The organism is Streptomyces sp. NPDC060194 (assembly GCF_042728285.1).
In the GTDB taxonomy this organism is placed as follows: Bacteria; Actinomycetota; Actinomycetes; order Streptomycetales; family Streptomycetaceae; genus Streptomyces.
This window is the reverse complement of the sequence record NZ_JBHWZH010000004.1, coordinates 61221-87811: the sequence shown is the minus strand read 5'-3', so window position 1 is coordinate 87811 and position 26591 is coordinate 61221. Positions and strand designations below refer to the sequence as shown.

The 26591-nt window shown below is 74.7% G+C and carries 25 protein-coding genes and 1 pseudogene; 15 read left to right on the top strand and 11 right to left on the bottom strand.

Annotation, left to right across the window (positions count from 1 at the left end):
• The first annotated feature begins 498 nt into the window (after positions 1–498).
• The 7 genes from ACFWEG_RS01825 to ACFWEG_RS01795 all read left to right on the top strand — a co-directional run bounded on the left by ACFWEG_RS01825 (position 499) and on the right by ACFWEG_RS01795 (position 8694).
• Positions 499–1023: a DUF2617 family protein gene (locus tag ACFWEG_RS01825; RefSeq protein ID WP_387208031.1), complete on the top strand. Its 525-nt coding sequence runs from the start codon at positions 499–501 to the stop codon at positions 1021–1023.
• A gap of 200 nt (positions 1024–1223) precedes the next feature.
• Positions 1224–2792, top strand: coding sequence for a polyamine aminopropyltransferase (locus tag ACFWEG_RS01820; protein ID WP_387208029.1), 1569 nt, complete (start codon positions 1224–1226; stop codon positions 2790–2792).
• A 37-nt stretch (positions 2793–2829) separates the two neighbouring features.
• Complete coding sequence (locus tag ACFWEG_RS01815) at positions 2830–3717, top strand: CoxG family protein (protein ID WP_387208027.1); 888 nt, start codon at positions 2830–2832, stop codon at positions 3715–3717.
• Between the two features lie 595 nt (positions 3718–4312).
• Positions 4313–5125 carry an aldose 1-epimerase gene (locus ACFWEG_RS01810; RefSeq protein WP_387208025.1) on the top strand — a complete coding sequence of 271 codons (813 nt, stop codon included), beginning with the start codon at positions 4313–4315 and terminating at the stop codon, positions 5123–5125.
• Positions 5126–5539: 414 nt separating this feature from the next.
• A complete protein-coding gene (gene pyrE / locus ACFWEG_RS01805; RefSeq protein WP_387208023.1) occupies positions 5540–6097 on the top strand; it encodes an orotate phosphoribosyltransferase in 558 nt (185 codons plus the stop codon).
• Between the two features lie 174 nt (positions 6098–6271).
• Positions 6272–7294: a class II fructose-bisphosphate aldolase gene (fbaA, locus tag ACFWEG_RS01800; RefSeq protein WP_387208021.1), complete on the top strand. Its 1023-nt coding sequence runs from the start codon at positions 6272–6274 to the stop codon at positions 7292–7294.
• Positions 7295–7476: 182 nt separating this feature from the next.
• Positions 7477–8694, top strand: a complete 1218-nt coding sequence (locus tag ACFWEG_RS01795) for a MalY/PatB family protein (protein WP_387208019.1) — start codon at positions 7477–7479, stop codon at positions 8692–8694.
• A gap of 29 nt (positions 8695–8723) precedes the next feature.
• Here ACFWEG_RS01795 and ACFWEG_RS01790 read toward each other — a convergent pair whose 3' ends face one another.
• The gene (locus ACFWEG_RS01790; RefSeq protein WP_387208017.1) at positions 8724–9143 is read right to left on the bottom strand and encodes a DUF3151 domain-containing protein; all 420 of its coding nucleotides are present in this window, start codon (positions 9141–9143) and stop codon (positions 8724–8726) included.
• A 174-nt stretch (positions 9144–9317) separates the two neighbouring features.
• On the opposite strand from ACFWEG_RS01790, the gene ACFWEG_RS01785 reads away from it, so the two are divergent.
• Both ACFWEG_RS01785 and kynU read left to right on the top strand, forming a co-directional pair.
• A complete protein-coding gene (locus tag ACFWEG_RS01785; protein WP_387208015.1) occupies positions 9318–10139 on the top strand; it encodes a tryptophan 2,3-dioxygenase family protein in 822 nt (273 codons plus the stop codon).
• The gene (gene kynU, locus ACFWEG_RS01780; RefSeq protein ID WP_387208013.1) at positions 10132–11334 is read left to right on the top strand and encodes a kynureninase; all 1203 of its coding nucleotides are present in this window, start codon (positions 10132–10134) and stop codon (positions 11332–11334) included. The genes ACFWEG_RS01785 and kynU overlap by 8 nt, the downstream gene beginning before the upstream one ends.
• A gap of 30 nt (positions 11335–11364) precedes the next feature.
• On the opposite strand, the gene ACFWEG_RS01775 is transcribed toward kynU, so the two are convergent.
• Together ACFWEG_RS01775 and ACFWEG_RS01770 are read right to left on the bottom strand one after the other, a co-directional pair.
• Entirely contained in the window at positions 11365–12939 is a 1575-nt protein-coding gene (locus ACFWEG_RS01775; protein ID WP_387208011.1) for a M48 family metallopeptidase, read from the bottom strand.
• Positions 12940–13237: 298 nt separating this feature from the next.
• Positions 13238–13342: pseudogene (locus ACFWEG_RS01770) on the bottom strand (Lrp/AsnC family transcriptional regulator); the annotation flags it as partial.
• On the opposite strand from ACFWEG_RS01770, the gene ACFWEG_RS01765 reads away from it, so the two are divergent.
• The 5 genes from ACFWEG_RS01765 to ACFWEG_RS01745 all read left to right on the top strand — a co-directional run bounded on the left by ACFWEG_RS01765 (position 13340) and on the right by ACFWEG_RS01745 (position 18568).
• Complete coding sequence (locus ACFWEG_RS01765; RefSeq protein WP_387208009.1) at positions 13340–13969, top strand: DMT family transporter; 630 nt, start codon at positions 13340–13342, stop codon at positions 13967–13969. The pseudogene ACFWEG_RS01770 and the gene ACFWEG_RS01765 sit on opposite strands and share 3 nt — an antisense overlap.
• 90 nt (positions 13970–14059) lie before the next feature.
• Positions 14060–14884: an alpha/beta hydrolase family protein gene (locus tag ACFWEG_RS01760; RefSeq protein ID WP_387208007.1), complete on the top strand. Its 825-nt coding sequence runs from the start codon at positions 14060–14062 to the stop codon at positions 14882–14884.
• A gap of 88 nt (positions 14885–14972) precedes the next feature.
• The gene (locus ACFWEG_RS01755) at positions 14973–16313 is read left to right on the top strand and encodes a sensor histidine kinase (protein ID WP_387208005.1); all 1341 of its coding nucleotides are present in this window, start codon (positions 14973–14975) and stop codon (positions 16311–16313) included.
• Positions 16310–16987 carry a response regulator gene (locus ACFWEG_RS01750; RefSeq protein WP_387208003.1) on the top strand — a complete coding sequence of 226 codons (678 nt, stop codon included), beginning with the start codon at positions 16310–16312 and terminating at the stop codon, positions 16985–16987. The genes ACFWEG_RS01755 and ACFWEG_RS01750 overlap by 4 nt, the downstream gene beginning before the upstream one ends.
• A gap of 360 nt (positions 16988–17347) precedes the next feature.
• Positions 17348–18568, top strand: a complete 1221-nt coding sequence (locus ACFWEG_RS01745) for a cytochrome P450 (RefSeq protein ID WP_387208001.1) — start codon at positions 17348–17350, stop codon at positions 18566–18568.
• Here the strand turns inward: ACFWEG_RS01745 and ACFWEG_RS01740 are convergent.
• Both ACFWEG_RS01740 and ACFWEG_RS01735 read right to left on the bottom strand, forming a co-directional pair.
• Positions 18565–19407 (bottom strand): NAD(P)H-binding protein, encoded by an 843-nt coding sequence (locus ACFWEG_RS01740; RefSeq protein WP_387207999.1) that lies wholly within the window; start codon positions 19405–19407, stop codon positions 18565–18567. The two genes, ACFWEG_RS01745 and ACFWEG_RS01740, sit on opposite strands and share 4 nt — an antisense overlap.
• A gap of 96 nt (positions 19408–19503) precedes the next feature.
• On the bottom strand, positions 19504–20259 hold the full coding sequence (locus ACFWEG_RS01735; protein WP_387207997.1) for a diacylglycerol kinase: 756 nt from the start codon (positions 20257–20259) through the stop codon (positions 19504–19506).
• Between the two features lie 164 nt (positions 20260–20423).
• Between ACFWEG_RS01735 and ACFWEG_RS01730 the strand changes: the two genes are divergently transcribed.
• A complete protein-coding gene (locus ACFWEG_RS01730; RefSeq protein WP_387207995.1) occupies positions 20424–21707 on the top strand; it encodes an adenylosuccinate synthase in 1284 nt (427 codons plus the stop codon).
• Between the two features lie 90 nt (positions 21708–21797).
• Here ACFWEG_RS01730 and ACFWEG_RS01725 read toward each other — a convergent pair whose 3' ends face one another.
• From ACFWEG_RS01725 to ACFWEG_RS01700, 6 genes are all read right to left on the bottom strand, one after another.
• Positions 21798–22676, bottom strand: coding sequence for an aldo/keto reductase (locus ACFWEG_RS01725; RefSeq protein ID WP_387207993.1), 879 nt, complete (start codon positions 22674–22676; stop codon positions 21798–21800).
• Positions 22677–23066: 390 nt separating this feature from the next.
• Positions 23067–23957 carry an aldo/keto reductase gene (locus tag ACFWEG_RS01720; protein ID WP_387207991.1) on the bottom strand — a complete coding sequence of 297 codons (891 nt, stop codon included), beginning with the start codon at positions 23955–23957 and terminating at the stop codon, positions 23067–23069.
• A 136-nt stretch (positions 23958–24093) separates the two neighbouring features.
• A complete protein-coding gene (locus ACFWEG_RS01715; protein WP_387207989.1) occupies positions 24094–24996 on the bottom strand; it encodes a hypothetical protein in 903 nt (300 codons plus the stop codon).
• Positions 24997–25129: 133 nt separating this feature from the next.
• Positions 25130–25525 (bottom strand): gas vesicle protein K, encoded by a 396-nt coding sequence (locus ACFWEG_RS01710; RefSeq protein WP_387207987.1) that lies wholly within the window; start codon positions 25523–25525, stop codon positions 25130–25132.
• Positions 25526–25551: 26 nt separating this feature from the next.
• Complete coding sequence (locus ACFWEG_RS01705) at positions 25552–25761, bottom strand: gas vesicle protein (protein ID WP_387207985.1); 210 nt, start codon at positions 25759–25761, stop codon at positions 25552–25554.
• Positions 25758–26588 carry a GvpL/GvpF family gas vesicle protein gene (locus ACFWEG_RS01700; protein ID WP_387208041.1) on the bottom strand — a complete coding sequence of 277 codons (831 nt, stop codon included), beginning with the start codon at positions 26586–26588 and terminating at the stop codon, positions 25758–25760. The genes ACFWEG_RS01705 and ACFWEG_RS01700 overlap by 4 nt, the downstream gene beginning before the upstream one ends.
• Positions 26589–26591 lie beyond the last annotated feature (3 nt).

Sequence of the window (26591 nt, the reverse complement as noted above, 5' to 3'; positions counted from 1 at the left end):
TTCTCCCGGGGCCGGGCGCCCGGGGGCCCCCCCCCCCGCCCCCGCGTCGCGGACACGAGTGCGGGGGAGGAGCCCGCGCTCCGGATCGACGGGACCCGTGCTCCGGGTTGACGGCAGGGGCGAGTTCCGGCCAACGGGGCGGCGTGCGAGAGGTCTGTGTGCCGCCCACATATGCGTCTGGCGAACCACCCCGGCGCGTCGGGTGGTTGCGGCGTGAACAGATGAACCGCGGGGCCCTCGGGGGGATGGAAACCCCGGCAAGTTGGGTAAAAACCGGGTGCCCCGACCGCTGTGCGTGATTTTCTTGCATCCATCAGAACCTGTCCTACATCGGTACAAGTACCGCCAGACCGACTCAGACCAGTGCAAGCCGACCATGGCAGCCCTCCTACGTCAGTGACGTACTCGTGGGCACGAGCCGATGCCCCGCCCTCCCGGAAGCGCCGGGACCGGGCCGGACCGGCCGCCCCTCCCCTGCGTGCTATGCGGAGCCGACCCATGCTCACGACCCTGAACGCCGCCTATTCCGACACGCGCGCGTCCGACCTCGCCTGGGCCCTCGGGCGCGAGCCGCTCCCCGCGCTCGCCACGCTCGACCTGGCGCTGCCGGGTGTGACGATGCAGCTCAGACTGCTCGGCGCGTCCCATCAAGTGCTCCTCGAGCAGGACGGGGCGACCTGCTCCGAGACGGTCGCCTGCCTGCCGGGCGGCAGCACCCCGCTCCCGCTCGGCGTCGCCAAGCGGCTCGACTGCGGCGAGCGCGAGTACGAGTTCGCCGCGCGGGTCGAGGAGCTGACGCCCACCCAGTTCGCGCGCCGGGCGCAGGAGTTGCTGGCGCTCGTCGCCGACCACCCGCACGGGCTCGCGGGTCTCTTCCCCGGCAGCCCGTACGCGTTCACCGCGCTGCTCGCCCAGTACCGCGAGGGTCAGGTGCACTGGCGGACGTGGCACGCGTACCCGCAGGAGGGGCAGTTGGTGGCGACCAGGACGCGGGTCGGGGCGCGGGTGCCGGCGGGGGTATAGGGCGTGCGGGCGGGCGCGGCGGGGGCCCACCCGGGTCCGCGTGCCGGGGGCTTGCCGGGGCGCGTGCCGGGGGCTCGCCGGGGCGCGTGCCGGGGGCCCGCCGGGGTGTGCGGGGGGCGTGCGGTGTTCAACCCTCACCCCGTCAGATGCACCCGTGTGGGTGACAGGAAGCCTCCTGGTGGTGACGTAGCGTTACCGGCATGATCGAGCTGCCCGTGCGGCCCCGGACGGGCCGACTCCTCGTCCTCGGCGTCGTGTTCGTCTGCGCCGCGTGCGGGCTCGTGTACGAGCTGGAGCTGGTCGCGCTCGCCTCGTACCTGATGGGCGACTCGGTGACCCAGGCGTCCGTCGTGCTCTCGGTCATGGTCTTCGCGATGGGCATCGGCTCGCTGCTCGCCAAGCGGCTGCGGTGCGTCGCCGCGCTCGGCTTCGGGATGATCGAGGCCGCGCTCGCCCTCGTCGGCGGCACCAGCGCGCTCGCCCTGTACGCCTTCTTCGCCTGGGCCGGCGAGTCGCGCCTCCTGCTGGTCGGGTTCTCGCTGGCCATCGGGATCCTCATCGGCGCCGAGGTCCCGCTCCTGATGACCCTCATCCAGCGCATCCGCCGCCAGGACGCCGGCGGCGCCGTCGCCGACCTCTTCGCCGCGGACTACGTCGGCGCGCTGGTCGGCGGGCTCGCCTTCCCCTTCCTGCTGCTCCCGCTGCTCGGCCAGCTCACCGGCGCGCTGCTGACCGGCGCGGTCAACGCGGTCGCGGGGGCCGCGCTCGTCCTCTGGCTGTTCCGGCAGGACCTCACCCCGCGCGGCCGGCGGCTGCTGATCGCCACCAACGCCGTCGTCCTCGCGCTGCTGCTCGCCGCCGCCGTGACCGTCGACGACTTCGAACGCGCCGCCCGGCGGGCGGTGTACGGGCACGGGGTGCGGGTCGCGGTGCAGACCGGGGTGCAGGAGATCGTGCTCACCGGCGGCCGGCACACCGGGGACGTCCGGCCGCTCGGCGCGTCCCGCGAGCCGCTCGCCCTCTACCTCGACGGGCGGCTGGGGGTCTCCGAGCGGGACGAGGCCCGCTACCACGGGGCGCTCGTCCACCCCGCCATGGCGGGCGGTCCGCACGGGCGCGTGCTCGTCCTCGGCGGCGGTGACGGCCTCGCCGCGCGGGAGGTGCTGCGCCATCCGGGCGTGCGGCGGGTCGACCTCGTCGAGCTCGACCCCGGCGTCGTCGAGCTCGCCCGCCACGATCCCGGGCTCGCCGGGCTCAACCAGCACGTCTACCGCGACCCCCGGCTGCACGTCAGCCACGCCGACGCGTTCACCTGGCTGCGGGAGCGGGCGGCGCGCGGGGGCGGGGCGCCGTACGACGTCGTCGTCCACGACCTGCCCGACCCGGGCATCTCCGTCAGCAGCAAGCTCTACTCGCAGGAGTTCTTCGGCCTCGCCCGGCAGGCGCTGGCCCCCGGCGGCCGCCTCGTCGTCCACGCCGGGTCGCCGACCGAGCGGCCGCGTTCCTTCTGGACGGTGGACGCCACGCTGCGGGCGTCGGGACTGCGCACCGCCCCCTACCGTGCGGCCGGGCGCGCCGCAGGCTTCGCCGCGGGCCCGGACCGTACCGCCCGCCGCATCGCGCGCCCCGGCGACTGGGGCTTCGTCCTCGCCGCGCGCACCGCGGTCCCCGCGCTTCCGCCCGGCCACCGCCGCGGGGCGCAGGAGGCGGAGCGCACCCGGGTCGACGGGCTGCCGCCGTCGACGCTCGTCCATCCCCGGTACCGGTAGCGGTGCAGGAGGGGCGGGCGTGGGTACGCTCGGCGGCATGGAGCATGAGGTGTTCGTTCCGGTGCAGGCGGCGGCAGTCCAGCGGGCGCTGGCCGATCCCGCGCAGGTCGCGCTCGCGGTCCCCGGCCTCCAGCGCGACGCGTCCGACGACGCCGGGCTCGCCGGCCGGCTCAGGCTGCGGTTCGGGGGGCACACCATCACCTACCGCGGCACGCTCGCCCTCACGCGGACGGCGGAACCGGACGCGGTCACCCTGGACGCGGCGGGGGCGGAGGTCCGGGGCGGGGCCGAGGCGTCCTTTCGGCTGAGCGTGCGCGTCGCGCCCGTCGACGGGGGCGCCGTCCTCGTCTTCGCCGGCAGCGGCGACGGCAAGGGGCGGGTCGCCGAGCTCGCGGCGTCCGAGGTGGAGACGGGGGTGCGGCGGGCGCTGAACCGTTTCGCGGAGGCGTTGGCGGCGGGGGCGGTGGCGCCGGGCTCCGCTGAGGGGCCCGGGCCGGGGGAGCAGGCGGCGGCGGCCGAGGCGGAGGGGGCGGTTGCCTCCGCGGAGGAGGTCGTCGCGGAGGCGGACGTCTCGGACGTGCGGCTGCCGGGTGAGGCCGACGCGGTCGAGGACGCGATCGCCGCGGAGGAGATCGCGGACGGGATCGCGGAGATCGCCGAGGTCGACGAGGTGTCGGCGGTCGTCTTCGAGCCGTACGACGAGTTCGACGACGTGTCGACGGCGGAGGCGGCGCATGCGCGGCGGACGATGATCGGGCGCAGTGCGGAGGAGGTCGACCATGCGCCGCCGCGGGGGCGGTACATGCCGGTCGCGGCGCCGGCGGGAGGGTCGGCGGTCGAGGCGCTCAGGTGGGCCGGGCCGGTGGTGGTCGCCGTGGTGGCCTCGGCGGTGGTGGCGGGCAGGATTCTGCGGCGTCGACGGTAGCGGTGGGGGTGTCGGGCGGGGCGGTCCGGGTTCGCATCATCGCTTCGGGTCGGTGTGCTGCGGGGTTCGCGGCTGCGCCGCGCGTGCACGACCTCCGGCCGCGCGGCCTCAGGCGCCGGCCGGGCTGAGTTCTTGCCTCGCGCGGGGGTGTGCTGGGTTCTTCGCGGCTGCGCCGCGGGTACCGGCCTCCGGCCGGTGGCCTCAAGCGCCGGCCGGGCTGAGTTTGTGGTCGCCTCGGGCCGGTGTGCTGCGGATTTCGCGGCTGCGCCGCGCGTGCACGACCTCCGGCCGCGCGGCCTCAGGCGCCGGCCGGGCTGAAGGTTTTTGCCGGCTGGGCTGGGATCTTCGGCTGCGGGCCGCAGGTTCGTTGGGCTCGGGGCCCCAGGCTCCTCCGGTTCGGCGCCGCTGCTTCGTTCCGTTGGGTGCCGCAGGTTCCATCGGCACACCGCCCCCAGGTTCCATCGGCACGCCGCCGCAGCTTCGTTCGGCGCGGTGCCGCAGATGCCCTGGTCTCGGCGCACCGGAGTCCGCACTCCACCGGGGCCGCGTCGTACGTCCCGAACGCCGGGCGGGTGCGCCGCCTATCGTGGGCCCTGTGACGACTGACGAGACGACCACCACTGTCCTGTCCGCCGACGGCGTCGAGCTGACGATCCTGCCGGACCTCGGCTGCCGGATCGGAGGTCTGCGGATCGACGGCAGGGAACTCCTGCGGCAGGGGCCGAAGTTCGGGTGTTTTCCGATGGTGCCGTGGTGCGGGCGGACGGAGAACGCGGAGTTCCGGAACGGGGGGACGGTGCACCGGCTGCCGGTGTCGGCGAGTGCGGCGCCGCACGCGATGCACGGGACGGGGCGGGACGTGGTGTGGAAGGCGGCGCGGGTGACGGAGGGGACCGCGGCGTTCACGTACGACCTGGTTGAGCCGTGGCCGTACCCGGGCCGGGTGACGCAGACGTTCGCGCTGACAGACGAGTCCCTGACGCTGGCGTTCGGCGTGGAGACGTACGGCGACTCGTTCCCCGCGCAGGCGGGCTGGCACCCGTGGTTCCTGCGGGACCTCGGTGACGGCGGGGAGCCCGTGCGGCTCGACTTCGAGCCCGCGTGGCAGGAGGAGCGCGGCGCGGACCACCTCCCGACGGGCCGCCGCGTCGCCCCGTCCCCCGGGCCGTGGGACGACTGCTTCGGCATGCCGGACGGCGTCGACGCGACCCTCACCTGGCCCGAACGCCTCTCCCTCCGCATCACCAGCCGCACCCCCTGGGTCGTCGTCTACGACGAGCAGGCGGAGGCGATCTGCGTCGAGCCCCAGTCCGGCCCCCCGAACGGCCTGAACACAGCGCCCCGCCTGGTCACCCCGGTGGACCCGCTGGAGATCGAGACCACCTGGACGTGGCGACGACTCGGGTAACCGGAAGGGCGTGGCCCGCGAACCCAGCCCGGCCGGCAAAAATCCTCAGCCCGGCCGGTGAAGACCTCTAGCCCGGCCGGCGTTTGAGGCCACCGGGCGGAGGCCGGTATCCGCGGCGGAGCCGCGAAAACCGCAGCATGTCGCCGCGCGGGGCAGGAACTCAGCCCGGCCGGCAACGACCTTCAGCCCGGCCGACAAAGACTTTTAGCCCGGCCGGCGTTTGAGGCCACCGGGTCGGGGCCGTGCATCCGCGGCGGAGCCGCGAAAACCGGCAGCACGCCGTCGCGGGCGGCAAGGAACTCAGCCCGGCCGGCGTTTGAGGCCACCGGGCGGGGGCCGCTGACCGCGGGGGAGGCGGGAGGGCGCGTTGCCGGCTGCTCAAGGCCGGGGGGGGCAGACTCTAAGCTCGGGGGCATGAGCGACGAGAAGAACACCCGCGCCGAGCTGCTGACGCACATCAAGGAGAAGGCCGTCGTCCACGGCAAGGTCACCCTGTCGTCCGGCAAGGAGGCCGACTACTACATCGACCTCCGCCGGATCACGTTGGACGGCACCGCCGCCCCCCTGGTCGGCGAGGTGATGCTGGACCTGACCGCGGAGCTGGAGTACGACGCGGTCGGCGGCCTCACCCTGGGCGCCGACCCCATCGCGGACGCGATGCTGCACGCCTCACACGCCCGCGGCACGCGCCTGGACGCGTTCGTGGTCCGCAAGGCGGCGAAGATGCACGGCATGCAGCGGCAGATCGAGGGCCCGGACATCAAGGGCCGCCGAGTGCTGATCGTCGAGGACACGACGACGACCGGCTCGTCCCCGCTGACCGCCGTGGAGGCCGCGCGCGCGGCCGGCGCGGAGGTCGTCGCGGTGGCGACGATCGTGGACCGGGCGACCGGAGCCGACGCGGTGCTCGCGGAGAAGGCCGCCGTCCCGTACCTGTACGCGTACACGAAGGACGACCTCGGCCTCGCCTAGACCCGCGCGGCCGGTGTGAGGGCGGGGCAAACCCCGGGGTGGAGCTTTGGCCCGGGTCTGGGAAGATGGGCCCGACGATGAAGTCGCCGGGGGCCCGTCCCCCGAGGTCAGGGCCTGGTCAGGGCCACGCCCCGCCCACGCACCACCACTCACCGCACATCACAAGGAGCGGAAATGCCGATCGCGACTCCCGAGGCCTACGCCGAGATGCTGGACCGGGCGAAGGCGGGCAAGTTCGCCTACCCCGCCATCAACGTGACCTCGACCCAGACCCTGCACGCCGCGCTGCGCGGCTTCGCGGAGGCCGAGAGCGACGGCATCGTCCAGATCTCCACCGGTGGCGCGGAGTTCCTCGGCGGCCAGCACAACAAGGACATGGTCACCGGCGCGGTCGCGCTCGCCGAGTTCGCGCACGTCGTCGCGGCGAAGCACGACATCACCGTCGCCCTGCACACCGACCACTGCCCCAAGGACAAGCTGGACGGCTACGTCCGCCCGCTGCTCGACGTCTCCGCCGAGCGCGTCGCCCGCGGTCTGAACCCGCTCTTCCAGTCGCACATGTGGGACGGCTCCGCCGAGACCCTGGCCGACAACCTGGCGATCGGCCAGGAGCTGCTCGCCAAGGCCGCCGCCGCGAAGATCATCCTCGAGGTCGAGATCACCCCGACCGGCGGCGAGGAGGACGGCGTCAGCCACGAGATCAACGACGAGCTGTACACCACCGTCGAGGACGCGATCCGCACCGCCGAGGCGCTCGGCCTGGGCGAGAAGGGCCGCTACCTGCTGGCCGCCTCGTTCGGCAACGTGCACGGCGTGTACAAGCCGGGCAACGTCGTGCTCCGCCCGGAGCTGCTGAAGGACCTGCAGGAGGGCGTCGCCGCGAAGTTCGGCAAGGCCTCCCCGTTCGACTTCGTCTTCCACGGCGGCTCGGGCTCGACCGCCGAGGAGATCGCCACCGCGCTGGAGAACGGCGTCGTGAAGATGAACCTCGACACCGACACCCAGTACGCCTTCACCCGCCCGGTCGCGGACCACATGTTCCGCAACTACGACGCGGTCCTGAAGGTCGACGGCGAGGTCGGCGTGAAGTCGAAGTACGACCCCCGTACCTGGGGCAAGGCCGCCGAGGCCGGCATGGCCGTGCGCGTCACCGAGGCGTGCGCCAACCTGCGCTCGACCGGCACCCGCCTGAAGTAGGGCTCCGCGGCCCCCGGCCGCACGGCCTTGCGACGGCACCACTGCGCGGCCGTAGCCGATGTTTCACGTGAAACATCGGCCGGCACCACCAGCCGCGTGTTTCACGTGAAACATCGCGTACCGGACTCCGGCCCGGCGCACCCCGACGGGTGTGCCGGGCCGCTGTCGTGTTCGATGGGGCCATGACTCACGGCACCGGGACGGACTTCGACTTCGACACCCCCGTGGACCGCCGCGGCACCTGGTCGGTGCAGTGGGACGGCCTGGCGGACCGCTTCCCCGTCGCGGACCTGCTGCCGTTCACCATCTCCGACATGGACTTCCCCGTCGCCCCCGTCATCCGGGACGCGCTGGCCGAGCGGCTCGGCCACGGGGTCTTCGGCTACAGCGACTGGATGCACGACGACTTCCTGCACGCCGTCCGCGACTGGTTCTCCCAGCAGTTCGACGGGGCGGTCGTGGACCCCGCCACCGTCGTCTACGCGCCCTCCGTCCTCAGCCAGGTCTCCCAGCTGGTCCAGATGTGGACGGAGCCCGGCGACGGCGTCGCGGTGCACACGCCGACCTACGACGGCTTCCGCAAGTGCGTCGACGGGCTCGGGCGCGAGCTGCGCCGCATCCCGCTCGGACCCGGCCTCACGGGACGGGGCGGCGGCGACCGGGTGGGCCTCGACGCCCTGGACCGCGAGCTGTCGCGGCCCGCCACCAAGGTGCTGATCCTGTGCTCCCCGCACAACCCCACCGGCACGGTGTGGACGGCCGCCGAGCTCGCGGCGATCGGCGCGATCGCGGCCCGGCACGGCGTCCCCGTCATCAGCGACGAGATCCACGCGGACCTCGCGCACCCCGGCCACCCTCATGTGCCGTGGATGATGGCCGCTCCCGAGGGCGGCCGCTGGGCGCTGGTGACCTCCGCGTCGAAGTCGTTCAACTTCCCCGCGCTGACCGGCAGCTACGGGATCCTGAGCGACCCGGCCGACCGCGCGGAGTTCCTGCGCCGGATGTGGACCGGTGAGGGGCTCGCCTCACCGGCCGTCCTCTCGCTGACCGCGCACATCGCCGCCTACCGCGGGGGCGCGCCCTGGCTGTCGGCGCTGCGGGAGTACGTCCTGGGCAACCTGCGCCTCGTCGCCGACGTGCTCGCGGCGGACTTCCCGGATCTGGGCTGGCGGCCCCCGGAGGCCGGCTACCTGGCCTGGATCGACCTGCGCCCGCTCGGTGTCACGGAGGACGCCCCGCTCCAGCACGACCTCGTGCACCGCGAGAAGGTCGCGATCATGCCCGGGGGGACGTACGGCGCGGAGGGGATCGTCCGGCTGAACGTCGGCTGCCCGCGGGCGAAGGCGGCGGCGGGCGCAGACGCGCTGGTGCGGTCGGTGCGGCGGCTCGGGACCAGGTGAGCCGCCGCCGACCTGGGGCGGAGGGGCGTTCAGCCCGCGAGGGCCGCGTACGCCTCTTCGCTGCTGTCCTTCAGGAACTGCCGGCAGCGCTCGGCCTCCGCCGTCTCCTCGATGGCGCCGGCGGCCTTGGCGAGCACGGCCAGGCAGCGCAGGAAGCCGCGGTTGGGGACGTGGTCGTAGGGGATCGGGCCGTGGCCCTTCCAGCCCGAGCGGCGCAGGGCGTCGAGGCCGCGGTGGTAGCCGGTGCGGGCGTAGGCGTAGGCCTCCACGGTGCGGCCGCCGGCGAAGGCGTCCTCGGCGAGCAGGGCCCAGGCGAGGGAGAACGTCGGGTGGGCGGCGGCGATCTCGGCGGGGGTCGCGGACCCGGCCTCGACCAGCCGGGCGGCCTCCTCGTTCTCCGGCAGGAGGGTGGGCGGCGGGCCGCCGAGCAGGTTCTCGTGAAGGTTCATGGCCCCAGTCTGTCACCCGCTCCCCGGCCCTCCGGCGGGCCCGGCGGGGGGCCTCCGGGCGGGGCTTGCCGGACGTCCGCAGGTCACGCATGATGCTGCGGAGGGGACCGGGGCCCCCGTGTCGGTAACGGCAGGGGCGGACCGCTACCCGGAGCACATGAGCAGGAGCCAGCGATGTCCCGCGATGTGGATACGCCGAACCTTGATTTCGCGGGGACGACCCCGTACGAGGACTACGTCCGGGCGGACGTCCTCACCCACCTCCAGGAGCTCCGCTCCGACGACCCCGGCGAGATGGTCTTCCTCGTCACCACGCAGGTCATGGAACTGTGGTTCACGGTCATCGTCCACGAGTGGGAGACCGCGGCCGACGCGCTCCGGCGGGACGACCTGACCGTCGCGCGCGACGCGCTGAAGCGGTCGCTGCGGGAGCTGGAGGCGCTGAACGCGTCCTGGCGGCCGCTGTCGGGGCTCACCCCCGCCCAGTTCAACTCCTACCGCGGCGCCCTCGGCGAGGGCTCCGGGTTCCAGTCCGCGATGTACCGGCGGATGGAGTTCCTGCTCGGCGACAAGTCCGCGTCGATGCTCGTCCCGCACCGGGGCGCGCCGCGCGTCCACGCCGAACTGGAGAAGGCGCTGCACGAGCCGAGCCTCTACGACGAGGTGCTGCGGCTCCTCGCCCGCCGCGGCTACGCGGTGCCCGACGCCGTCCTGACCCGCGACCTGACGCGGAAGTACGAGCCGTCGGCCGAGGTCGAGGCCGTGTGGGCCGACCTGTACGCGGGTGAGCAGGACGCCGAGCTGGTGCGGCTCGGCGAGGTCCTCACCGACGTCGCCGAGCTGGTCGGGCGATGGCGCACCGACCACCTGACCGCCACCCGGCGGGCGATGGGCTCCAAGACCGGCACCGGCGGCTCCGCCGGGGTCGCCTGGCTGGAGAAGCGGGCCCGCAACACCGTGTTCCCCGAGCTGTGGACGGCGAGGTCCCATGTCTGAGCGTCTTGACGAGCGGGCGGAGCTGCTCGACGCCCGCGACGAGCTGGCCAAGGAGCGCGGCAGGTTCGTCCTCGACGACTCCGTCTACCTCGACGGCAACTCCCTCGGCGCGCTCCCGCAGGGCGTCGCCGAGCGGCTCGACGACGTCGTCACCCGCGAGTGGGGGCGGCTGCGGATCCGGTCCTGGGGCGAGAGCGGCTGGTGGACCGCGCCGGAGCGGGTCGGCGACCTGGTCGCGCCGCTGGTCGGGGCGGCGCCGGGGCAGGTCGTCGTCGGCGACTCCACGAGCGTGAACATCTTCAAGGCCCTCGTCGCGGGGGTGCGCCTCGCGCGCGCGGGCGACGCGGGTTCCGAGCGCGACGAGATCCTCGTCGACGCCGGCACCTTCCCCACCGACGGCTACATCGCCGAGTCCGCCGCGCGGCTGACCGGGACGCGGGTCGTCCCCGTCGACCCGCTGCGGATCGCCGACGCGGTCGGCCCGCGGACGGCGGTCGCCCTGCTCAACCACGTCGACTACCGCACCGGGCGGCTGTACGACCTGCCGGGCGCGACCGCGGCGGTGCGGGCGGCGGGGGGCGTCAGCGTCTGGGACCTGTGCCACAGCGCGGGCGCGCTGCCGGTGGGGCTCGACGCGCACCGGGTCGACCTCGCGGTCGGGTGCACGTACAAGTACCTCAACGGCGGGCCGGGGTCGCCCGCGTACCTCTACATCGCGGAGCGGCACCAGGCCGCGTTCGACTCCCCGCTGCCGGGGTGGAACTCGCACGCCGAGCCCTTCGGCATGACGTCGGGCTACACGCCGGGCGAGGGCGCGGTGCGGGGGCGGGTCGGGACGCCCGACATCCTGTCCATGGCCGCGCTGGAGGCGGCGCTCGGGGTCTGGGAGGGCGTCTCCCTGGACGCGGTCCGGGCGAAGTCCCTCGCGCTGACCGACTTCTTCCTGGAGTGCGTCGCGGAGTACGTGCCGTCCGGGCGGGTCTCGGTGGTCACCCCCCTCCCGCACGCCGAGCGCGGCAGTCAGATCGCGCTCCGCTGCGACGACGCGGACGCGGTCATGTCCGTGCTCATCGACCGCGGCGTCGTCGGCGACTACCGGGCCCCCGACATCCTCCGCTTCGGCTTCACCCCGCTCTACGTCTCCTTCGCGGACGTCCTCCGCGCGGCACGCGAACTGGCGCGGGCGCTGGGCTGAGTCCACCGGTGACCCGGCCGACGTGGGACGTCACACGCCGGCCGGCCGCGTCCCGTGCGCGTCGGCCGCGAGCAGCGCGCGGAGGGCGGTCGTGTCCGGCGCGTCCGCGAGGGCGGCGTCGATCGCGTCGTCCATGCCGGCCTCCCACGACGGCGGGAGCAGGAGCCCGGGCGCGCCCGACCAGGCGATGTCCGGGGTGGCGCGGCCGGCGGCCAGGAGGCGGAGGTGGACCAGGCCGGCGAGGGCGTCGAAGAGGCGGGGGCGGAGGAAGGCGCGGGCGGACGCGCCGGTCAGCCGCTCGGCCGCGAGCGGTCTGGGCATGTGGTCGGCGACCGAGGGCCACAGCAGCCCGCGGTCGAACGCGTCGAGGACGTCCTCCAGGCCGGGCAGGTGGTCGTCGTCGATCCGACCGGTCGCTGCCGCTCGGGCCACGGCGACCCGGAGGGGGCGGGACCAGGTCTCGGCGTCGGCCGCCGCCCGCGCGGTCACGAGCTCGTCCCAGCTCAGGCGGGGCGCCTGGGTCAGGGGTGCGGGCAGGGTGCGCTCCTCGAGCACGAGGAAGGCGTGGTCCGCGTCGCGGAGCAGGGTGAGGGCGGGGGTGGTGTCGGGGGAGCGGTCGTCCGCCGGGAGGGCCTCGACGCGGGCGGCGCGCTCCGCGATCGGCGGGTGCGAGTCGTGGGGGTGCGGCGGGGGCGGGCGGTGGCCCGCGGAGAGGGCGGTGAGCCGGTCACCGGGGCGGGCGGCGAGCAGCCGCCGGAAGCCGCCGAGCACCTCGCCGGGCGGCGGCAGCGCGCCCGCGGGCCCGCCGAGCGCGGCGTACGTCTCCAGGTAGTGGTCGTGCGCGGCGTCCAGCACGGGCAGGGCGCGCAGCGCGGAGGCCGTCGCGTCGCGCCCCGCGTGGCGCGCGGCGGTCAGGTCCGCGGCGAGTTCCTGCTCGCGGGCCACGGACTGCGAGACCCGCAGGAAGAACCGGGCGTAGCCGACGTACAGTCCGCCGATCGCGTGGTGCAGCCAGGAGCCGCCGCGCTCGAAGACCTCCACCGTGTGCAGGACGGCGCTCCGGCCGCGCATCGTGAGGCCGCCGACGCGGGTGTCGCGGTTGCCGTAGTGCCCGAACTCGTGGGCCAGGACGGCGCGGAGCTGCGGGACGGTGAGTCCGGCGACCAGCGGCAGCCCGAGGACCATCCGGCGGCGGCCCGGGACCAGCCCGAGGAACCGCCTCTGCTCCGCGACGCCCGCGTTGACCTCGTCGACGAGGTGCAGCTCGTCGGGCGGGCGCTGCCCTGTCGCCTCCGCGGCGGCGCGCACCTCGGCCCAGAGGGCGGGGTGGTCCTCCGGGGCGACGGCCAGCGCGTGCGGGAGTGGGGGCAGCGGTGCGGAGCGCAGGGAGACGAGCATGCCGCGCACGATCACCGCGGTCATGAGGAGCGTGGCGAAGACGATCACGCCGTAGAGGAACGCCCGCCCTCCCGGCGCCTCCTCGGTCAGCACCGCGGAGACCAGCAGCCGGTCGAGCAGCGCCATGGCCGTCAGCAGTGCGGCGCCCAGCGCGTAGAACCCGCCCAGGAGTAGCAGTGCGCGCGCGGCGCGCAGCCGGAACGTCATCGAGAGATCCCCCCACAGGACGCGCAGACCCCGAGGGGGCCGGATGTGCCCGCGGATCGTACCGCTCGCCCAGGACGGTCCCGCCGGCCGGCCGGGGCTTCGCCCCCGAACCCCGGGCGGGGCTCCGCCCCTGCACCCCACGTCGGGCTGCGCCCTCCGGCCTCAAGCGCCGGCCGGGCTGATTCTTTTGGCCCCCGCACACCGGCCGGGCTGGTGCTCTTGGGCTTCCGCACACCGGCCGGGCTGGTGTTCTCGCGCCTCCGCGCGCCGGCCGGTCGATCGGGTTGATCGGGATCACTCAGGCCGGGTCCACCACGCGTTTGCGGCGGTGGGCGTAGATCACTGAGGTCCGTACGTCCGCCAGTTCTCGGCGCTTCGTCAGTTCGTCGAGGACGACGGCGTGGAGGTGGTCGGCGTCGCGGACGGCGACGTGGACGAGGAAGTCGTCGTTGCCGGTGAGGACGCCGGGGTGCTGCTCGCGGCGCTCGGCGCGTTCCTCGTGGTGCGCAACGGGGCCGAGGTGGGCGGCAGTTCCCGGTGGACCGGAGACGTCCTGCTGCTGCTCGGCGGGCTGGCGTGGGCGGGGTACAACGTGCTGGGCAAGCGGGCGAGCGAGGGGCAGGACGCGCTCGGCGTGACGTACCACCAGACGGTGGCGGGCGCGGCCGGCTTCCTGCTCGCCTCGCTGGTCGAGGCCGGGGAGTGGCGGGTGCCGGACGCGGAGGCGGCCTCGCTGCTCGTCCACCTCGCCGTCGCCTGCTCCGTCGGCGGCTTCCTCCTCTACAACTACGGCCTGCGCCGCATGCCGTCGAGCGTCGCCGTCAGCATCCTCAACCTCGTCCCGGTCTTCGGCGTTCTCGGCGCGGTGCTGATCAACGGCGAGTCCGTCACCCTCGCGCAGGCCGCGGGCGGGGTCGTGATCGTCGCCGGCGTGGTCATCGGCATGATCGAACGCCCCGTGCCCCCGGCCGCGGCTCCGGTCCCCGGCCCGGCCGAGCCGCGGGACGCGGCGCGCAGCGCGGCGGGCTGAATCGGCGGCGGTCCCGGCGGGCCGGTCAGGACCGGCTGGTACCGTCCCCGCGAACGGGCCCACCCGCCGCGACCAGGAGACGACTCCCGCATGAGTGACGACGCCGTGCTCGCCCTGCCCCCCGTCACCCCGGACGCCTCCGCCGCCTACGGCGCGCACCCCGACCAGGTGATCGACTTCTACGCCCCGGCGGGGACGGCCCCGCTCGCGCCGCTGGTGGTCGCGTTCCACGGCGGGGTGTGGCGGGCGGCGTACGACCGCCGCCACCTCAGCCCGTTCGCCGCGCACCTCGCGCGCCGGGGGTTCGCGGTGGCGAGCGTGGAGTACCGCAGGGGCGGGGACGAGGAGGGGACGGCGGGCCGCTGGCCCGAGACGTTCGACGACGTGGCCGCGGCGATGGACGCGCTGCCGGGGCTCGTCGCGGCGCACCTGCCGGCCGCCGACCCCCGCCGCACCGTCCTGACCGGCCACTCCGCGGGCGGCCAGCTCGCCCTGTGGGCGGCGGCCCGGCACGAGCTCCCGGCCGACGCCCCCTGGCGCACGCCGCGCGTCCCCGCACTGCGGGGCGTCGTCGCCCTCGCCCCGCTCGCCGACCTCGCGCTCGCCCGCGAGCTGGGGCTCTGCGGCGACGGCGTGCTGCAGTTCCTCGGCGGCGACGCCTCCTTCGACGCCCGCCGCCCGTACGCCGACCCCGCCGCGCTGGTCCCGACCGGCATCGCGACCACCGTCGTCCAGGGCCGAGCGGACGACGTCGTCACGCCCGACGTGGCCGAGTCCTACGTCGCCGCGGCGGCGAAGGCCGGCGAGGTCGTCGGGCTGACGCTCCTCACCGGCGTGGGGCACTTCGGGCTCATCGACCCCTCGGCGGACGCGTGCGCGGCGGCCGTCGAGGAGATCGAGCAGCTGGCGTACTGACCAGGGGTTCGTAGTACCTGCGGGGGACGGGCGCGGACCCGTCTCGGGGCTGACGACCGGGGGCGGGGGCCCGCTTACCGTGGAACGCGTGACCGAGACGACGCACATCCCCCAGCAGGGCCCCGGCAGGTCCCGCCGCAGCCCCGAGGCGCAGTTTGTGGCGTCCGCGACGAGCGGGCTGCGCGAGGACCTCTTCAGACACGCGTTCGCGTACCGGCCGCTGCCGCGGATGGTGACGGACGGACCGCTGGCCAGTCGGTTGCCGGCGGGGCTGCGGGAGTACGCGGCGTGGACGCCGCACGCGGTCGTGGTGGGGCTGGCGCTGTTCACGCTGTACGTCGGTGCGGTGGCCGGTGACGCGTACGGACTGCCGGCGCCGTTCGTTCCGCTGCTGCCCCCCGCGGCGGTGCTCCTGACGCTGATCCGGCCCGTGGCGGCCTGGTGGTTGTCGCTTGCCGCCACCCCGGTCGTGGCGCTCGCCGACAGCTACGGCTACAACTGGCCCTGGCCCCCGGCCCCGCTCATCGGTCACCTCGTGGTGGTGACCGTCGTGGCCCTGCGCTGCCGCCCCCGGGTCGCCGGATGGATGTGGATGCTGACCCTGCTGTACTCGGTGCTCGCCGAGGGGTTGGGTGGCACCTACGGATCCTCTACTACGGTGGTCCTCTTCCTCTCCGGCGTCGCCCTCCTCCTCACCACCGTCTGGCACATCCGCCGCGACGCCCAGCGCGAGGTCACCGCGCAGCGGACCGTCACCGCCGTCGAGCGGGACCGGCGCACGCTCCTGGAGGAGCGGACGACGATCGCCCGGGAGCTGCACGACGTCGTCGCGCACCACATGTCCGTCGTCGCCATCCAGGCCGAGGCCGCGCCCTACCGGGTGGAGAACCCGCCGCCGGAGCTGGAGCAGGCGTTCGCGACGATCCGGGAGAACGCGGTCGCCGCGCTGACGGAGCTGCGGCGGGTGCTCGGGGTCGTCCGCGCGGAGGACTACGAGGCGCCGGACGCGCCGCAGCCCGTCCTCGCCGACCTGCCGCACCTGCTCGCGAACGTCCGCGAGGCGGGGCTCGACGTCCAGCTCGCGGTCACCGGGGCGGTGCGGGAGCTGCCGCAGGGGGTCGAGCTGTCGGCGTACCGGATCGTGCAGGAGGCGCTGTCGAACACCCTGCGCCACGCGCCCGGCGCGGCGGCGCGGGTCGAGCTGGGGTACGTCCTCGGCGGCATCGGGCTGCGGATCGTCAACGACCCGATCCCGCCGTCCACCCTGGTCAAGCCCTCGCCCGGCTCCGGGCACGGCATCACCGGGATGCGGGAGCGGGTCGCGATGCTCGGCGGTGAGATGACCGCGGAGCCGGCCCCCGACGGGGGCTACGAGGTCGCCGTCTTCCTCCCCGTCGTCCGCGAGACGCTGCCGGGGGAGGGGGCATGACGATCCGCGTGCTCGTCGTCGACGACCAGGCCATGGTCCGCGAGGGCTTCGGCGTCCTGCTCAACGCGATGCCCGGCATCGAGGTCGTCGGCGAGGCGGTCAACGGGCGCGAGGCGGTCCGGCAGGTCGCCGCGCTCCGCCCCGACGTCGTCCTCATGGACATCCGGATGCCGGAGATGAACGGCATCGACGCGACGCGGGAGATCGTCGCGGCGGACGCGTCCGCGAAGGTGCTCGTCCTCACGACGTTCGACCTCGACGAGTACGTCTACCAGGCGCTTCGGGCCGGTGCGTCCGGCTTCCTCCTCAAGGACGCGTCAGCGCGGCAGCTCGCCGAGGGGGTCCGCGTCGTCGCCGACGGCGAGGCGCTGCTCGCCCCGGCGATCACCAAGCGGCTGATCGCGACGTTTTCGAATGATGCAGCCTCCAAACTGGAGAGCGGTCAGCTCAAGCCGCCCGCCCAGGCGCAGGTCGGCGAGCTCACCGAGCGGGAGACGGAGGTCCTCGTCCTCATCGCGCAGGGCCTCTCCAACGGCGAGATCGCGTCCCATCTCGTCGTCGCCGAGTCGACGGTCAAGACGCACGTCTCCCGGATCCTGGTGAAGCTGGGGTTGCGCGACCGGACGCAGGCGGCGGTCTTCGCCTACGAGGCGCGGTTGGTCACCCCGGGGTAAGCCCCGGCCCCCCTCCGGCCTGCGGCCGGTTGCGCGGCTTCGCCGCGGGAGGCCGACCGGGGCGGGCGCAAACGGTCGCGGCGCTCGGCACTGTGGGCTGTGCCCACCCTTCCCCGAGCTCTCGGCTTCGCTCGAGCAGGGGAGACCCCACTCGCCCTGCGGCACGATTGCCCACAGCAAGCCCCCCTTTCTCCTTAACCCGCCGGCGTTTGAGGCCGCGCGGGCGCAGCCCACGCACACGCGGTGGAGCCGCGAACGGCGGTTGGCGGGGCGCAGCCCCCGGAAGCGGGAGCCCCTGCCCGAGGAGGTGCGGAGGCTTCTGGCCTGGTCAGGGCGGGCGGGACGGGCTAGCGTCCCGGGATGGACGTCGCCGCCGCCCCCGCCGAGTTCGATCCGTGGTCGCCCGCGTTCGTCGCGGATCCGTATCCCGTGTACGCGCGCCTGCGGGAGGCGGGCCGGGTGCACTGGTTCGCACGCAGCAACCAGTACCTCGTCCCGCACCACGCCGACGTCTCCGCGCTGCTGCGCGACCGCCGGCTGGGCCGGACCTACCTGCACCGGTTCACGCACGAGGAGTTCGGCCGCACCCCGCCCCCCGCGGCGCACGAACCGTTCACGACGCTGAACGACCACGGCCTGCTCGACCTCGAACCCCCGGACCACACCCGCCTGCGCCGCCTCGTCTCGAAGGCGTTCACGCCGCGGACGGTCGCGCGGCTCGAACCCGTCGTGCGGCGCATCGCGGCGGAGCTGGTCGACGGGCTGATCGAGAACGGCGGCGGCGACCTCCTGCGGGACGTCGCCGAACCCCTCCCCGTCGCCGTCATCGCCGAGATGCTCGGCATCCCGGCCGCGGACCGCCCCCTCCTGCGCCCGTGGTCCGCGGACATCTGCGGGATGTACGAGCTGCGGCCGGGCGAGGACACCGCCGCGCGGGCCGTCCGCGCGTCGGTGGAGTTCTCCGCGTACCTGCGCGAGCTGATCGCGGCGCGCCGCGCGGCCCCCGGGGACGACCTCGTCAGCGCGCTGATCGCCGCGCACGACGGGGAGTCGCGGCTGACCGAGCAGGAGATGGTCTCCACCTGCGTCCTGCTGCTGAACGCGGGCCACGAGGCCACCGTCAACAGCACCGCCGGCGGCTGGCGCACCCTCTTCCGCCACCCCGAGCAGCTCGCGCTGCTGCGCGCCCGTCCCGACCTGCTGCCCACGGCCGTGGAGGAGCTGATGCGGTACGACACCCCGCTCCAGCTCTTCGAACGCTGGGTCCTCGACGACATCGAGATCGACGGCGTCCGCATCCCCCGCGGCGCGGAGGTCGCCCTCCTCTTCGGCAGCGCCAACCGCGACCCCGCCGTCTTCGCGGACCCCGACGCCCTCGACCTCGCCCGCGCCGACAACCCCCACCTCAGCCTCGGCGCGGGCCTCCACTACTGCCTGGGCGCACCCCTCGCCCGCCTCGAACTACGAACCTCCTTCGCGGAGTTGCTGACCCGCGCCCCCACCCTCCGGCTCGCGGAGGAGCCGGAGTGGGCGGGCGGCTTCGTGATCCGCGGCCTGCGCTCGCTGAAGGTCGAGCTCTAGGACACCCCCTGGCCCCGCGCGCGGAACTCCTCCGCGTGCTCCCGCGCCCACTGCGCGAAGGTCCGCCCGGGCCGGCCGGTGATCTTCTCGACCACGCCGCTGACCGTGCGGCCCTCGACGGGCGTGTCGCCGTAGACGTGGATCAGGAACTCGACGGTGTCCTCGGGGAGCCCGTTCGCCCGCCACTCGGCGACCGCCTCCGCCTCGGTCAGCTCGACGAGTTCGACGGCCCGCCCCCGCGCGGCGGCGATGGCGTCGACCTTGTCCCGGAGGGTGAGCACCTCGGGGCCGGTCAGGAGGAACGACTGCCCGCCGTGGCCGTCCTCGGTGAGCGCGACCGCGGCGACCGCGCCGATGTCGCGCTCGTGGACCATCGCGCTGAGCCGGTCGGTGAACGGCTCGCGGACCTGGTCGGCGTCCCGGACGCCCGGGGCCCACTCGGCCGCGTTGCCCATGAACTCGACGGGCATGACGACCGTCCAGTCGAGCCCCGTGCTCGCCTGGACCGCGTCCTGCAACGGCGTCGGGCCGCCGCCGGACAGGACGGTGACCCGCCGGACGCCGGCCCGTTCGGCCAGCGCGACGATCTCGGGCCCGGTGGTCAGCGGCGCGAAGTACTCCCCGCCGAAGGTGATGAGGTGGACGCCGGAGACGCCGTCGAACACCCCGGTCAGGGTCGCGGGGTCGGTGAGGTCCCCGCGGACGACCTCCACCTCCGGCGGGAGGTCGGCCTTCGCGGGATCACGGGTCAGCGCGCGGACGCTCGCGCCGCGCGCGAGGAGCTCGGTGACGACCTGGCTGCCTACGGTCCCGGTGGCCCCGGTGACGAGAATCTTCATGCCGGTGACGGTAGGAGGGCTTGCGGTCAGCGAGGTTCCGCAATCCGCAATCCGCGGCCCGGCGGACCGGTGCGATCCGATCCGACTCCCCTCACCTCACGACGGCAGCGCCAGCGACCACGCGCCCGGCAGCACCGTCCACGTCCGCTTGCGGACCGGGCCCGTCACCACCGCGTCGGCGCGGTAGCGGAAGTCGGGCCCGGAGACGGTGACCGTCCGCGCGGCCCGCTGCCGTACGGGGCCGCCGCCCGCCGGCTGGACGGCGACGCGGGCCGCGCCGTCGGCCGGGGCGAGCAGGACGGCGCGGACGGCCCCGTCGAGGTCGCACAGCAGCTCGCCGTCGGCCTCGACCCGCAGCCGGGTCTCCGGCGCCGGGGTGTGCGCGAGGCACGCCCGCAGCGACCAGCGGGTGCGCCGCACGGCGAGCGCGTCCGGGACGCGCAGGGAGCCGAGGACGACGCCGTCGCTGTCGTCGGCGAGCAGGTCGAGGACGCGCGGCGCGCCCTCCAGGGCCGAGCGCGCCGCGGCGACGGTGCCGGGGGGCACGCCGAGCGCGCCCGAGAGGGCGGTCGCCGGGCCGACGGGGACGAGCGCGAGCGGTGCGCCGGCGAGATCGCGCTCGCGGTGCAGGAGGCTCACCGCGCGCACCAGCGCCCGGTCGTCACCGACCACGACGAGCCGCCGCGAGCCCCGTTTCCCGAGCGCGCGTACGAATTCCTCGGGGCCGTCGGGGACGCACACCCTGACCTGCGCACCGGCGCACAGGACGTCCTTCGCGATCCGCACGGACTCGCCGTCCACACGGCGGGCTACCGGGTCGATGACCACAAGGAGCTGGTCGGCAGCCGACACGTCGGTCCTTCCTCGGGTAGCATCTTTGTGCAAGAGCCCCTTGCGCTATTGCGCCAGGGGCTTCGTCTATTCCGGGGCACCCGGGTCGGGCGGCCGCACGTTTTCGAACACGAATCCAGTGGCCTTCGACCTTGGCATGCCCCAACCGGAAGGGGTGTACGCCTGTGCCCGCACTTGTGCTGCTCGGTGCTCAGTGGGGGGATGAGGGCAAGGGAAAGGCCACCGACCTGCTCGGTGGATCCGTGGACTACGTGGTGCGCTACCAGGGCGGCAACAACGCCGGCCACACGGTCGTCGTCGGCGACCAGAAGTACGCGCTGCACCTCCTCCCTTCCGGCATCCTCTCGCCGACCTGTACGCCGGTCATCGGCAACGGCGTCGTCGTCGACCCGTCGGTCCTGCTCTCCGAGCTGAGCGGACTGGAAGAGCGCGGGATCGACACGTCGAAGCTGCTGCTCAGCGGTAACGCGCACCTGATCACGCCGTACAACGTGACCATGGACAAGGTGTCCGAGCGCTTCCTCGGCAAGCGCAAGATCGGCACCACCGGGCGGGGCATCGGCCCGACCTACGCGGACAAGATCAACCGCGTCGGCATCCGCGTCCAGGACCTCTACGACGAGTCGATCCTCACCCAGAAGGTCGAGGCGGCCCTCGACGGCAAGAACCAGCTGCTCGCGAAGCTCTACAACCGGCGCGCGATCGAGGCCGGCCAGATCATCGAGGAGATGCTCGGCTTCGCGGACAAGCTGCGGCCGTACGTCGCGGACACCACGCTCGTCCTGAACGACGCGATCGACGCAGGCAAGGTCGTCCTCTTCGAGGGCGGGCAGGGCACGCTCCTCGACGTCGACCACGGCACGTACCCCTTCGTGACCTCGTCGAACCCGACCGCGGGTGGGGCCTGCACCGGGGCCGGTGTCGGCCCGACGAAGATCAGCCGGGTCATCGGCATCCTCAAGGCGTACACCACCCGCGTCGGCGCGGGCCCGTTCCCGACCGAGCTGTTCGACGAGGACGGCGAGGCGCTGCGGCGCATCGGCGGCGAGCGCGGGGTCACCACCGGCCGCGACCGGCGCTGCGGCTGGTTCGACGCGCCGATCGCGCGCTACGCGACCCGCGTCAACGGCCTCACCGACTTCTTCCTCACCAAGCTCGACGTGCTCACCGGGTGGGAGCAGATCCCGGTCTGCGTCGCCTACGAGATCGACGGCAAGCGCGTCGAGGAACTCCCGTACAACCAGACCGACTTCCACCACGCGAAGCCGATCTACGAGTACCTCCCGGGCTGGTCCGAGGACATCACCAAGGCGAAGACCTTCGACGAGCTGCCGAAGAACGCGCGCGACTACGTCAAGGCGCTGGAGTCCATGTCCGGCGCCCCGATCTCCGCGATCGGCGTCGGCCCCGGCCGCGACGAGACGATCCAGATCAACTCGTTCCTGTAGCAGCACCCCCGCCGCCCCCGCCCACCTTCCGGTGCGCGGGGGCGTCGTGCGCACCGGACGCGGAGGTCGGCACCGGGTGGTGGGCGCCGTCTACGACGACGGCTTCGCCGACCTGGCGACGGTGCTGCCGTGCTGCGGCGCCAGCGCGTCGAGGCGCTCGCGCTGCGTTCCGGACAACTCGACGTGCTGGGCCGCGACGTTCTCCTCCAGGTGGGGGAGGCTCGCGGTGCCGGGGATGGGGCAGAGGACGGGGGAGCGGGCGAGGAGCCAGGCGAGGGCGAGTTGGGTGGGGGTGGCGTCCACCTCGCGGGCGACGGCGGCGAGTTCGGGGGTGTCGCCCGCGGCTCCCCAGGCGACGGGCCGCCAGGGGAGGAACGCGATTCCCGCGGCCTCGCACGCGGCGAGGACGGGCTCGTGCTCCCGGTCGAGCACGCTGTAGCGGTTCTGGACGCTCGCGATGTCGACGATAGTCCGCGCCTCGTCGAGCTGGGCCGCGTCGACCTCGGAGAGGCCGACGCGGGCGATCAGTCCCTCGTCGCGCAGCTCGCGCAGGACGCCGACCTGGTCCGCGAGCGGGACGTCCGGGTCGACGCGGTGCAGCTGGAGCAGTTCGATCCGCTCGACGCGCAGCCGCCGCAGCGCGTTCTCCACCTGCGCACGCAGCACGTCCGGCCGCCCGTCGAGCCGCCACTCGCCGCCCGGCGGCAGCGAGACGCCCACCTTGGTGGTGACCAGCAGGTCCGCGGGGTACGGGTGCAGCGCCTCGACGAGCAGCTCCTCGTTCGCCCCGCCGCCGTACAGGTACGCCGTGTCGATCAGCGTCACGCCCAGTTCGACGGCACGGCGTGCCACCGCGACCGACGCGGCGCGGGCCGGGGCCGGCTCCGTAGCGAGCCGCATGGCGCCGAAGCCGAGCCGCCCCACCTCAAGGTCTCCGCCGATGCGGAACGTGCTGCGTGCAGATGTCACGTGCGGTCCTCCGGTCGTCGTCGTGCTGCCGCACGCAGTCTCCGACCTCGACCGCGGTCGAGGTCAACCCGTCGCGGTGGACCCGACGAACGCGGGCCACGTGGTGGGCCCGGTGGGGGGTCGGCGCGCGGCGTCTAACCCGGGGTGGCCTGCCGCTGCGCGGGGGTGCGGGAGGTGGGGCTTTGCCGCTGCGCGGTTCGGGGGGCGGGAGCGGGGGGTCGGCGCTGCGCGCCTGGCCCGGGGTGTCCCGCCGCTGCGCGGCTCGCTCGGAGCGTGGGTTACCCGATGCGCGGGGGCCTCGCATGCCGTCGCGCGGGGGCTTGCGCGCCTGCGCCTGTAGGGCGCTGTCACGATCACCGGACCACATGCTGCCTGCGTCGGCGCGCTCTGTCAGGCCTCGGTCGGAGGGCTGTTCAGCAGTTGGAGCTCTGCCGGGGTGAGGCGGATCGAGGCTGCCGCGATGTTCTGTGCGAGGTGGGCGGGGTCGCGGGTGCCGGGGATGGCGAGGACGTGGGGGGCGCGGTGGAGGGTCCAGGCGAGGCGGATCTGGGCGGGGGTGGCGTCGTGCGCGGCGGCGACGGCGCGGACGCGCGCGTCCGTCTCCGCAGTCGCGGCGGCCTCGCGGCGCGTTCCGGAGATGGCGAAGAAGGGGACGAACGCGAGCCCGCGCGCCCCGCAGAGGTCGATGAGCCCGTTCGCGTCGGCGCGCCGCTCGTCGAGGCCGTACGCGTTCTGGACGGCGACGAGCGGCGCGACGCCGAGCGCCTCGACGACGTGCTCCGGGCGGACGGCCGAGAGCCCGAGGTGCCGGATCAGGCCCTCCTCACGCAACGCGGCCAGTACGCCGAGGTGTTCGGCGACGGATGGCGTGTCCGCGCCGACGCACCGCAGGTAGACGAGGTCGAGGTGGTCCCGTCCCAACTGCCGCAGGTTCTCCTCGACCTGCCCGCGCAGCCGGTCGGGCCGGGCCATCCCCTGCCATTCGCCGGCCGCGTCCCGGGACGGGCCGACCTTCGTCGCGACGGCCACCTCGCCGCGCCAGGACGCCAGCGCCCGACCGACCAGCTCGTTCGCGGACCGCAGCGGCGAGAAGTAGAACGCGGCGGTGTCGACGTGGTTCACGCCCCCGTCGAACGCCTGGTGCAGCAGCCGGACCGCCGCGCCGCGGTCGACCGGCGGGCCGTCGGAGTTCCCCCGCATCCCGTTCCCGGTGAGCCGCATCGCCCCGTACCCGATGCGGCCCACCTCCGTGTCCCCGAAGTCCCACGTTCCCGCTGCCACCTGCGGCCCCTTTCGTCCCGGCCGAGGAGTATGCGGGGTCGCGGGGGGTCGGGAACAGGCCCGAGGGAGGGGCGGAATGTCACAGCCCGACGGGGAACTCAGGGGCACGGTCCGTCCGTTGTGGAGGGTGTGCGGGTCACTCGCTCCAGCTCGCATGCGGCCCGCGGCCGTCGAAGGGGACGGGGCGGCCGGTGAGGGCGTCGAGGAGGACCCGGTCGGCCAGGGGGCGTTCGAGGCGGACGGTCACGTCCTGCGCGAGCATCTCCGCCGTGCACAGCGCGTCCGCCGGCCCGGTCACGGACGCGGAGAGCACGACGCTGCCGCCGGTCTCCCGCACGTGGACGACGGGCCCGTCGTCACAGGCGCCGTGGTGCGCGCCGACGGTCACCGAGCGGCCGCCGTCGCCCACCTCCTTCAGCCCCTGGAGCTCGTCGATCCCGCCGGCGTCCTGCCCCCGCGCACGGCCGATCGGCGGCTTCGCCAGGGGCGACGGCGCGACGGCGGCGCGGGCGAGCGGGGCGTCGTAGCCGTCGAGGGTGAACAGCCACGCGGGGACGGTGGCGGGCCCGCGGCTCGTGACGACCGTCATCGTGCCCAAGGTCGCGCCGGTCACGGTGAGGTGCGGGATGCCGTCGCCGTCCGTGCGGTCGAGCGCGTCGTACGCCGCACGCGCGCTGTGCGCCGCCGGCGCGAGCGTGCGGCCGTCGCGCCACCGCACCTCGCCGGCCGGCGGCACCTTCGCGGAGAGCGCGCCCCGCAGCTCGAAGTGGGCGAGGTCGAACGCCCGCCGGTCCGCCGCCGACCGCCAGCCACCCGCCGGCGGCTGCTCCACCTCGCCCATCGGGTGGTAGCCCGCCCGCCACGCCCTCGCCGCGGCCGACCCGTCCCACGCCTCCGCCACCCGGCGCGCCCGCTCGTCGGCTTCCGGCGACACCCGGGCCACGCCCCCCGCGACCTCGTCCCCGCACGCCGTCAGCCCCGCGGGCCCGGTGACCGCCAGCACCAGCCCGACGAACCCCGCTCCGATCCTGCCGCGCATCCGACCCACCCGCTCCCCGGTCGACCGGGACGCCGGGCGGCGCCCCCTGACCCCCCTCCGACGGGCGGGTCACGCGGAACGTTCTGCGGGCGCGGGCGAACACCTCGCGAACTCCAATCGAATGACCGGCTGTTCAGCCGTTCGGAGGGAGCAGGGAGCCCAGGGGGCCGAGGTCGAGGTTGAGGTCGCGCATGGTGAGCCCGTAGCGGTCGACGAGTTCGTTCATGCGGTCCTCCAGGATCATGAGGGTCATGCCGACGCGCTCCTCCTGGGCCTCGGTGAGGTCGCCCTGGTCGACGCGGTGGACGGCGGTGCGCTCCATGAGCTGGCGCAGCAGCTCGACGATGGTGAGGACCAGTTTGATGAGGTCGCGTTCGACGGTGTCGGGGTCGGTCTCCAGGCGGCGGGCGGGCCCGGGGACGCGGCCCGGTGAGGCGTCGTCGCCGGCGGCCGGCAGCAGGCCGAACGCGCCGGCCGCGGCGTGGGCGACCTCGTTCCAGCGGTCGGGGGTGTCGTCGTCGGGCGGCACGGGCGCGCCTCCTTCCGAGGGGCGGATCACCACGGCGCGGGGCTGTCCGGGGTGATGGAGTGGATGACGGCGCGCAGGTTCACCCGCACGAGGTCGACGTCCGCGACGGAGAGCACCAGGTCGCCGGTGAGGACCGCGCCGCCGTTGAGCAGGCGGTCGAGCAGGTCGATGAGCGAGACCTGCCGCCCGGCGGGCAGCTCGTCGTCGAGGCCTGCGGTGGAGAGGGACTGCGTCACGGCGCGCCCTCCGGCGGGGTCTGCGCCCACTCGGTGAAGGAGTACGGCACCCACGGGCCGGTGACCTCGACGGTCACCCCCGGTGCGGCACGCAGGTGGGCGAGCTCCGCGGCGAAGCGCTCCACATGGGCGCGCGGGACGAGGTAGGCGTCGTTCAGCACGTTCTCGCCGCGCGCCGCGCCGAGTGCGCCCTGCTGGAGGCGGTGCGGGACGTGGGCGGTGGCGTACGCGGCCGCGAGCTCGCCGGCGTGCCCGGCGACGTCGCCGGCCGCACGGTAGGTGTCCGCGTGCCGGTCGCGGTGGGCGCGGCGGCGGCGGAGGTAGTCGCGGCCGGGGCCGCGGGCCTCCGCGGGCGGGGCCTCGGGAGCCGCGGGGGCGGCGGACGGGTCGGCGTAGACCTTCACGCCGACCTCCACCTGGTCGGCGAGCAGCCGCAACGCCCGCCGGAACGCGGGCGCGTTGACGGCCAGCATCTCCGCCACCCGCGCGTCGTCGACGTACACGGTCGTCAGCCGCAGCGGCAGGACGGTCGCCAGCGTCGCCGCCGCGTCCACGCAGCCGTGGTGCGCGCGGGCGAGCGCCTCCAGGCGGTCGAGGTCCTCCAGCTGCGCCTTCAGCGCGTCGGTGCCGAAGGAGTCCGCCGGAACGTCCGCGACGACGGCGGCCAGGTCGTCGTGCCCGGGCAGCGGGACCAGCCGCGGCGGGGCGCCGAGTCCGCCCAGCGAGCCGACGTGCTCCGTCAGCGCCTCGGTGGGCTGCGCCACCGCGTAGACGTAGACGAGCGTGTCCGCCGCGGGCGGGGCGGCGGCGGGGTGGGTGCGGTCCATGGT

Coding starts and splice junctions, on each gene's coding strand:
- ACFWEG_RS01825 (WP_387208031.1), top strand. CDS start 499: ATGCTCACGACCCTGAACGCCGCCTATTCCGACACGCGCGCGTCCGAC.
- ACFWEG_RS01820 (WP_387208029.1), top strand. CDS start 1,224: ATGATCGAGCTGCCCGTGCGGCCCCGGACGGGCCGACTCCTCGTCCTC.
- ACFWEG_RS01815 (WP_387208027.1), top strand. CDS start 2,830: ATGGAGCATGAGGTGTTCGTTCCGGTGCAGGCGGCGGCAGTCCAGCGG.
- pyrE (WP_387208023.1), top strand. CDS start 5,540: ATGAGCGACGAGAAGAACACCCGCGCCGAGCTGCTGACGCACATCAAG.
- fbaA (WP_387208021.1), top strand. CDS start 6,272: ATGCCGATCGCGACTCCCGAGGCCTACGCCGAGATGCTGGACCGGGCG.
- ACFWEG_RS01795 (WP_387208019.1), top strand. CDS start 7,477: ATGACTCACGGCACCGGGACGGACTTCGACTTCGACACCCCCGTGGAC.
- ACFWEG_RS01790 (WP_387208017.1), bottom strand. CDS start 9,143: ATGAACCTTCACGAGAACCTGCTCGGCGGCCCGCCGCCCACCCTCCTG.
- ACFWEG_RS01785 (WP_387208015.1), top strand. CDS start 9,318: ATGTCCCGCGATGTGGATACGCCGAACCTTGATTTCGCGGGGACGACC.
- kynU (WP_387208013.1), top strand. CDS start 10,132: ATGTCTGAGCGTCTTGACGAGCGGGCGGAGCTGCTCGACGCCCGCGAC.
- ACFWEG_RS01775 (WP_387208011.1), bottom strand. CDS start 12,939: ATGACGTTCCGGCTGCGCGCCGCGCGCGCACTGCTACTCCTGGGCGGG.
- ACFWEG_RS01760 (WP_387208007.1), top strand. CDS start 14,060: ATGAGTGACGACGCCGTGCTCGCCCTGCCCCCCGTCACCCCGGACGCC.
- ACFWEG_RS01750 (WP_387208003.1), top strand. CDS start 16,310: ATGACGATCCGCGTGCTCGTCGTCGACGACCAGGCCATGGTCCGCGAG.
- ACFWEG_RS01745 (WP_387208001.1), top strand. CDS start 17,348: ATGGACGTCGCCGCCGCCCCCGCCGAGTTCGATCCGTGGTCGCCCGCG.
- ACFWEG_RS01740 (WP_387207999.1), bottom strand. CDS start 19,407: ATGAAGATTCTCGTCACCGGGGCCACCGGGACCGTAGGCAGCCAGGTC.
- ACFWEG_RS01715 (WP_387207989.1), bottom strand. CDS start 24,996: ATGCGCGGCAGGATCGGAGCGGGGTTCGTCGGGCTGGTGCTGGCGGTC.
- ACFWEG_RS01700 (WP_387208041.1), bottom strand. CDS start 26,588: ATGGACCGCACCCACCCCGCCGCCGCCCCGCCCGCGGCGGACACGCTC.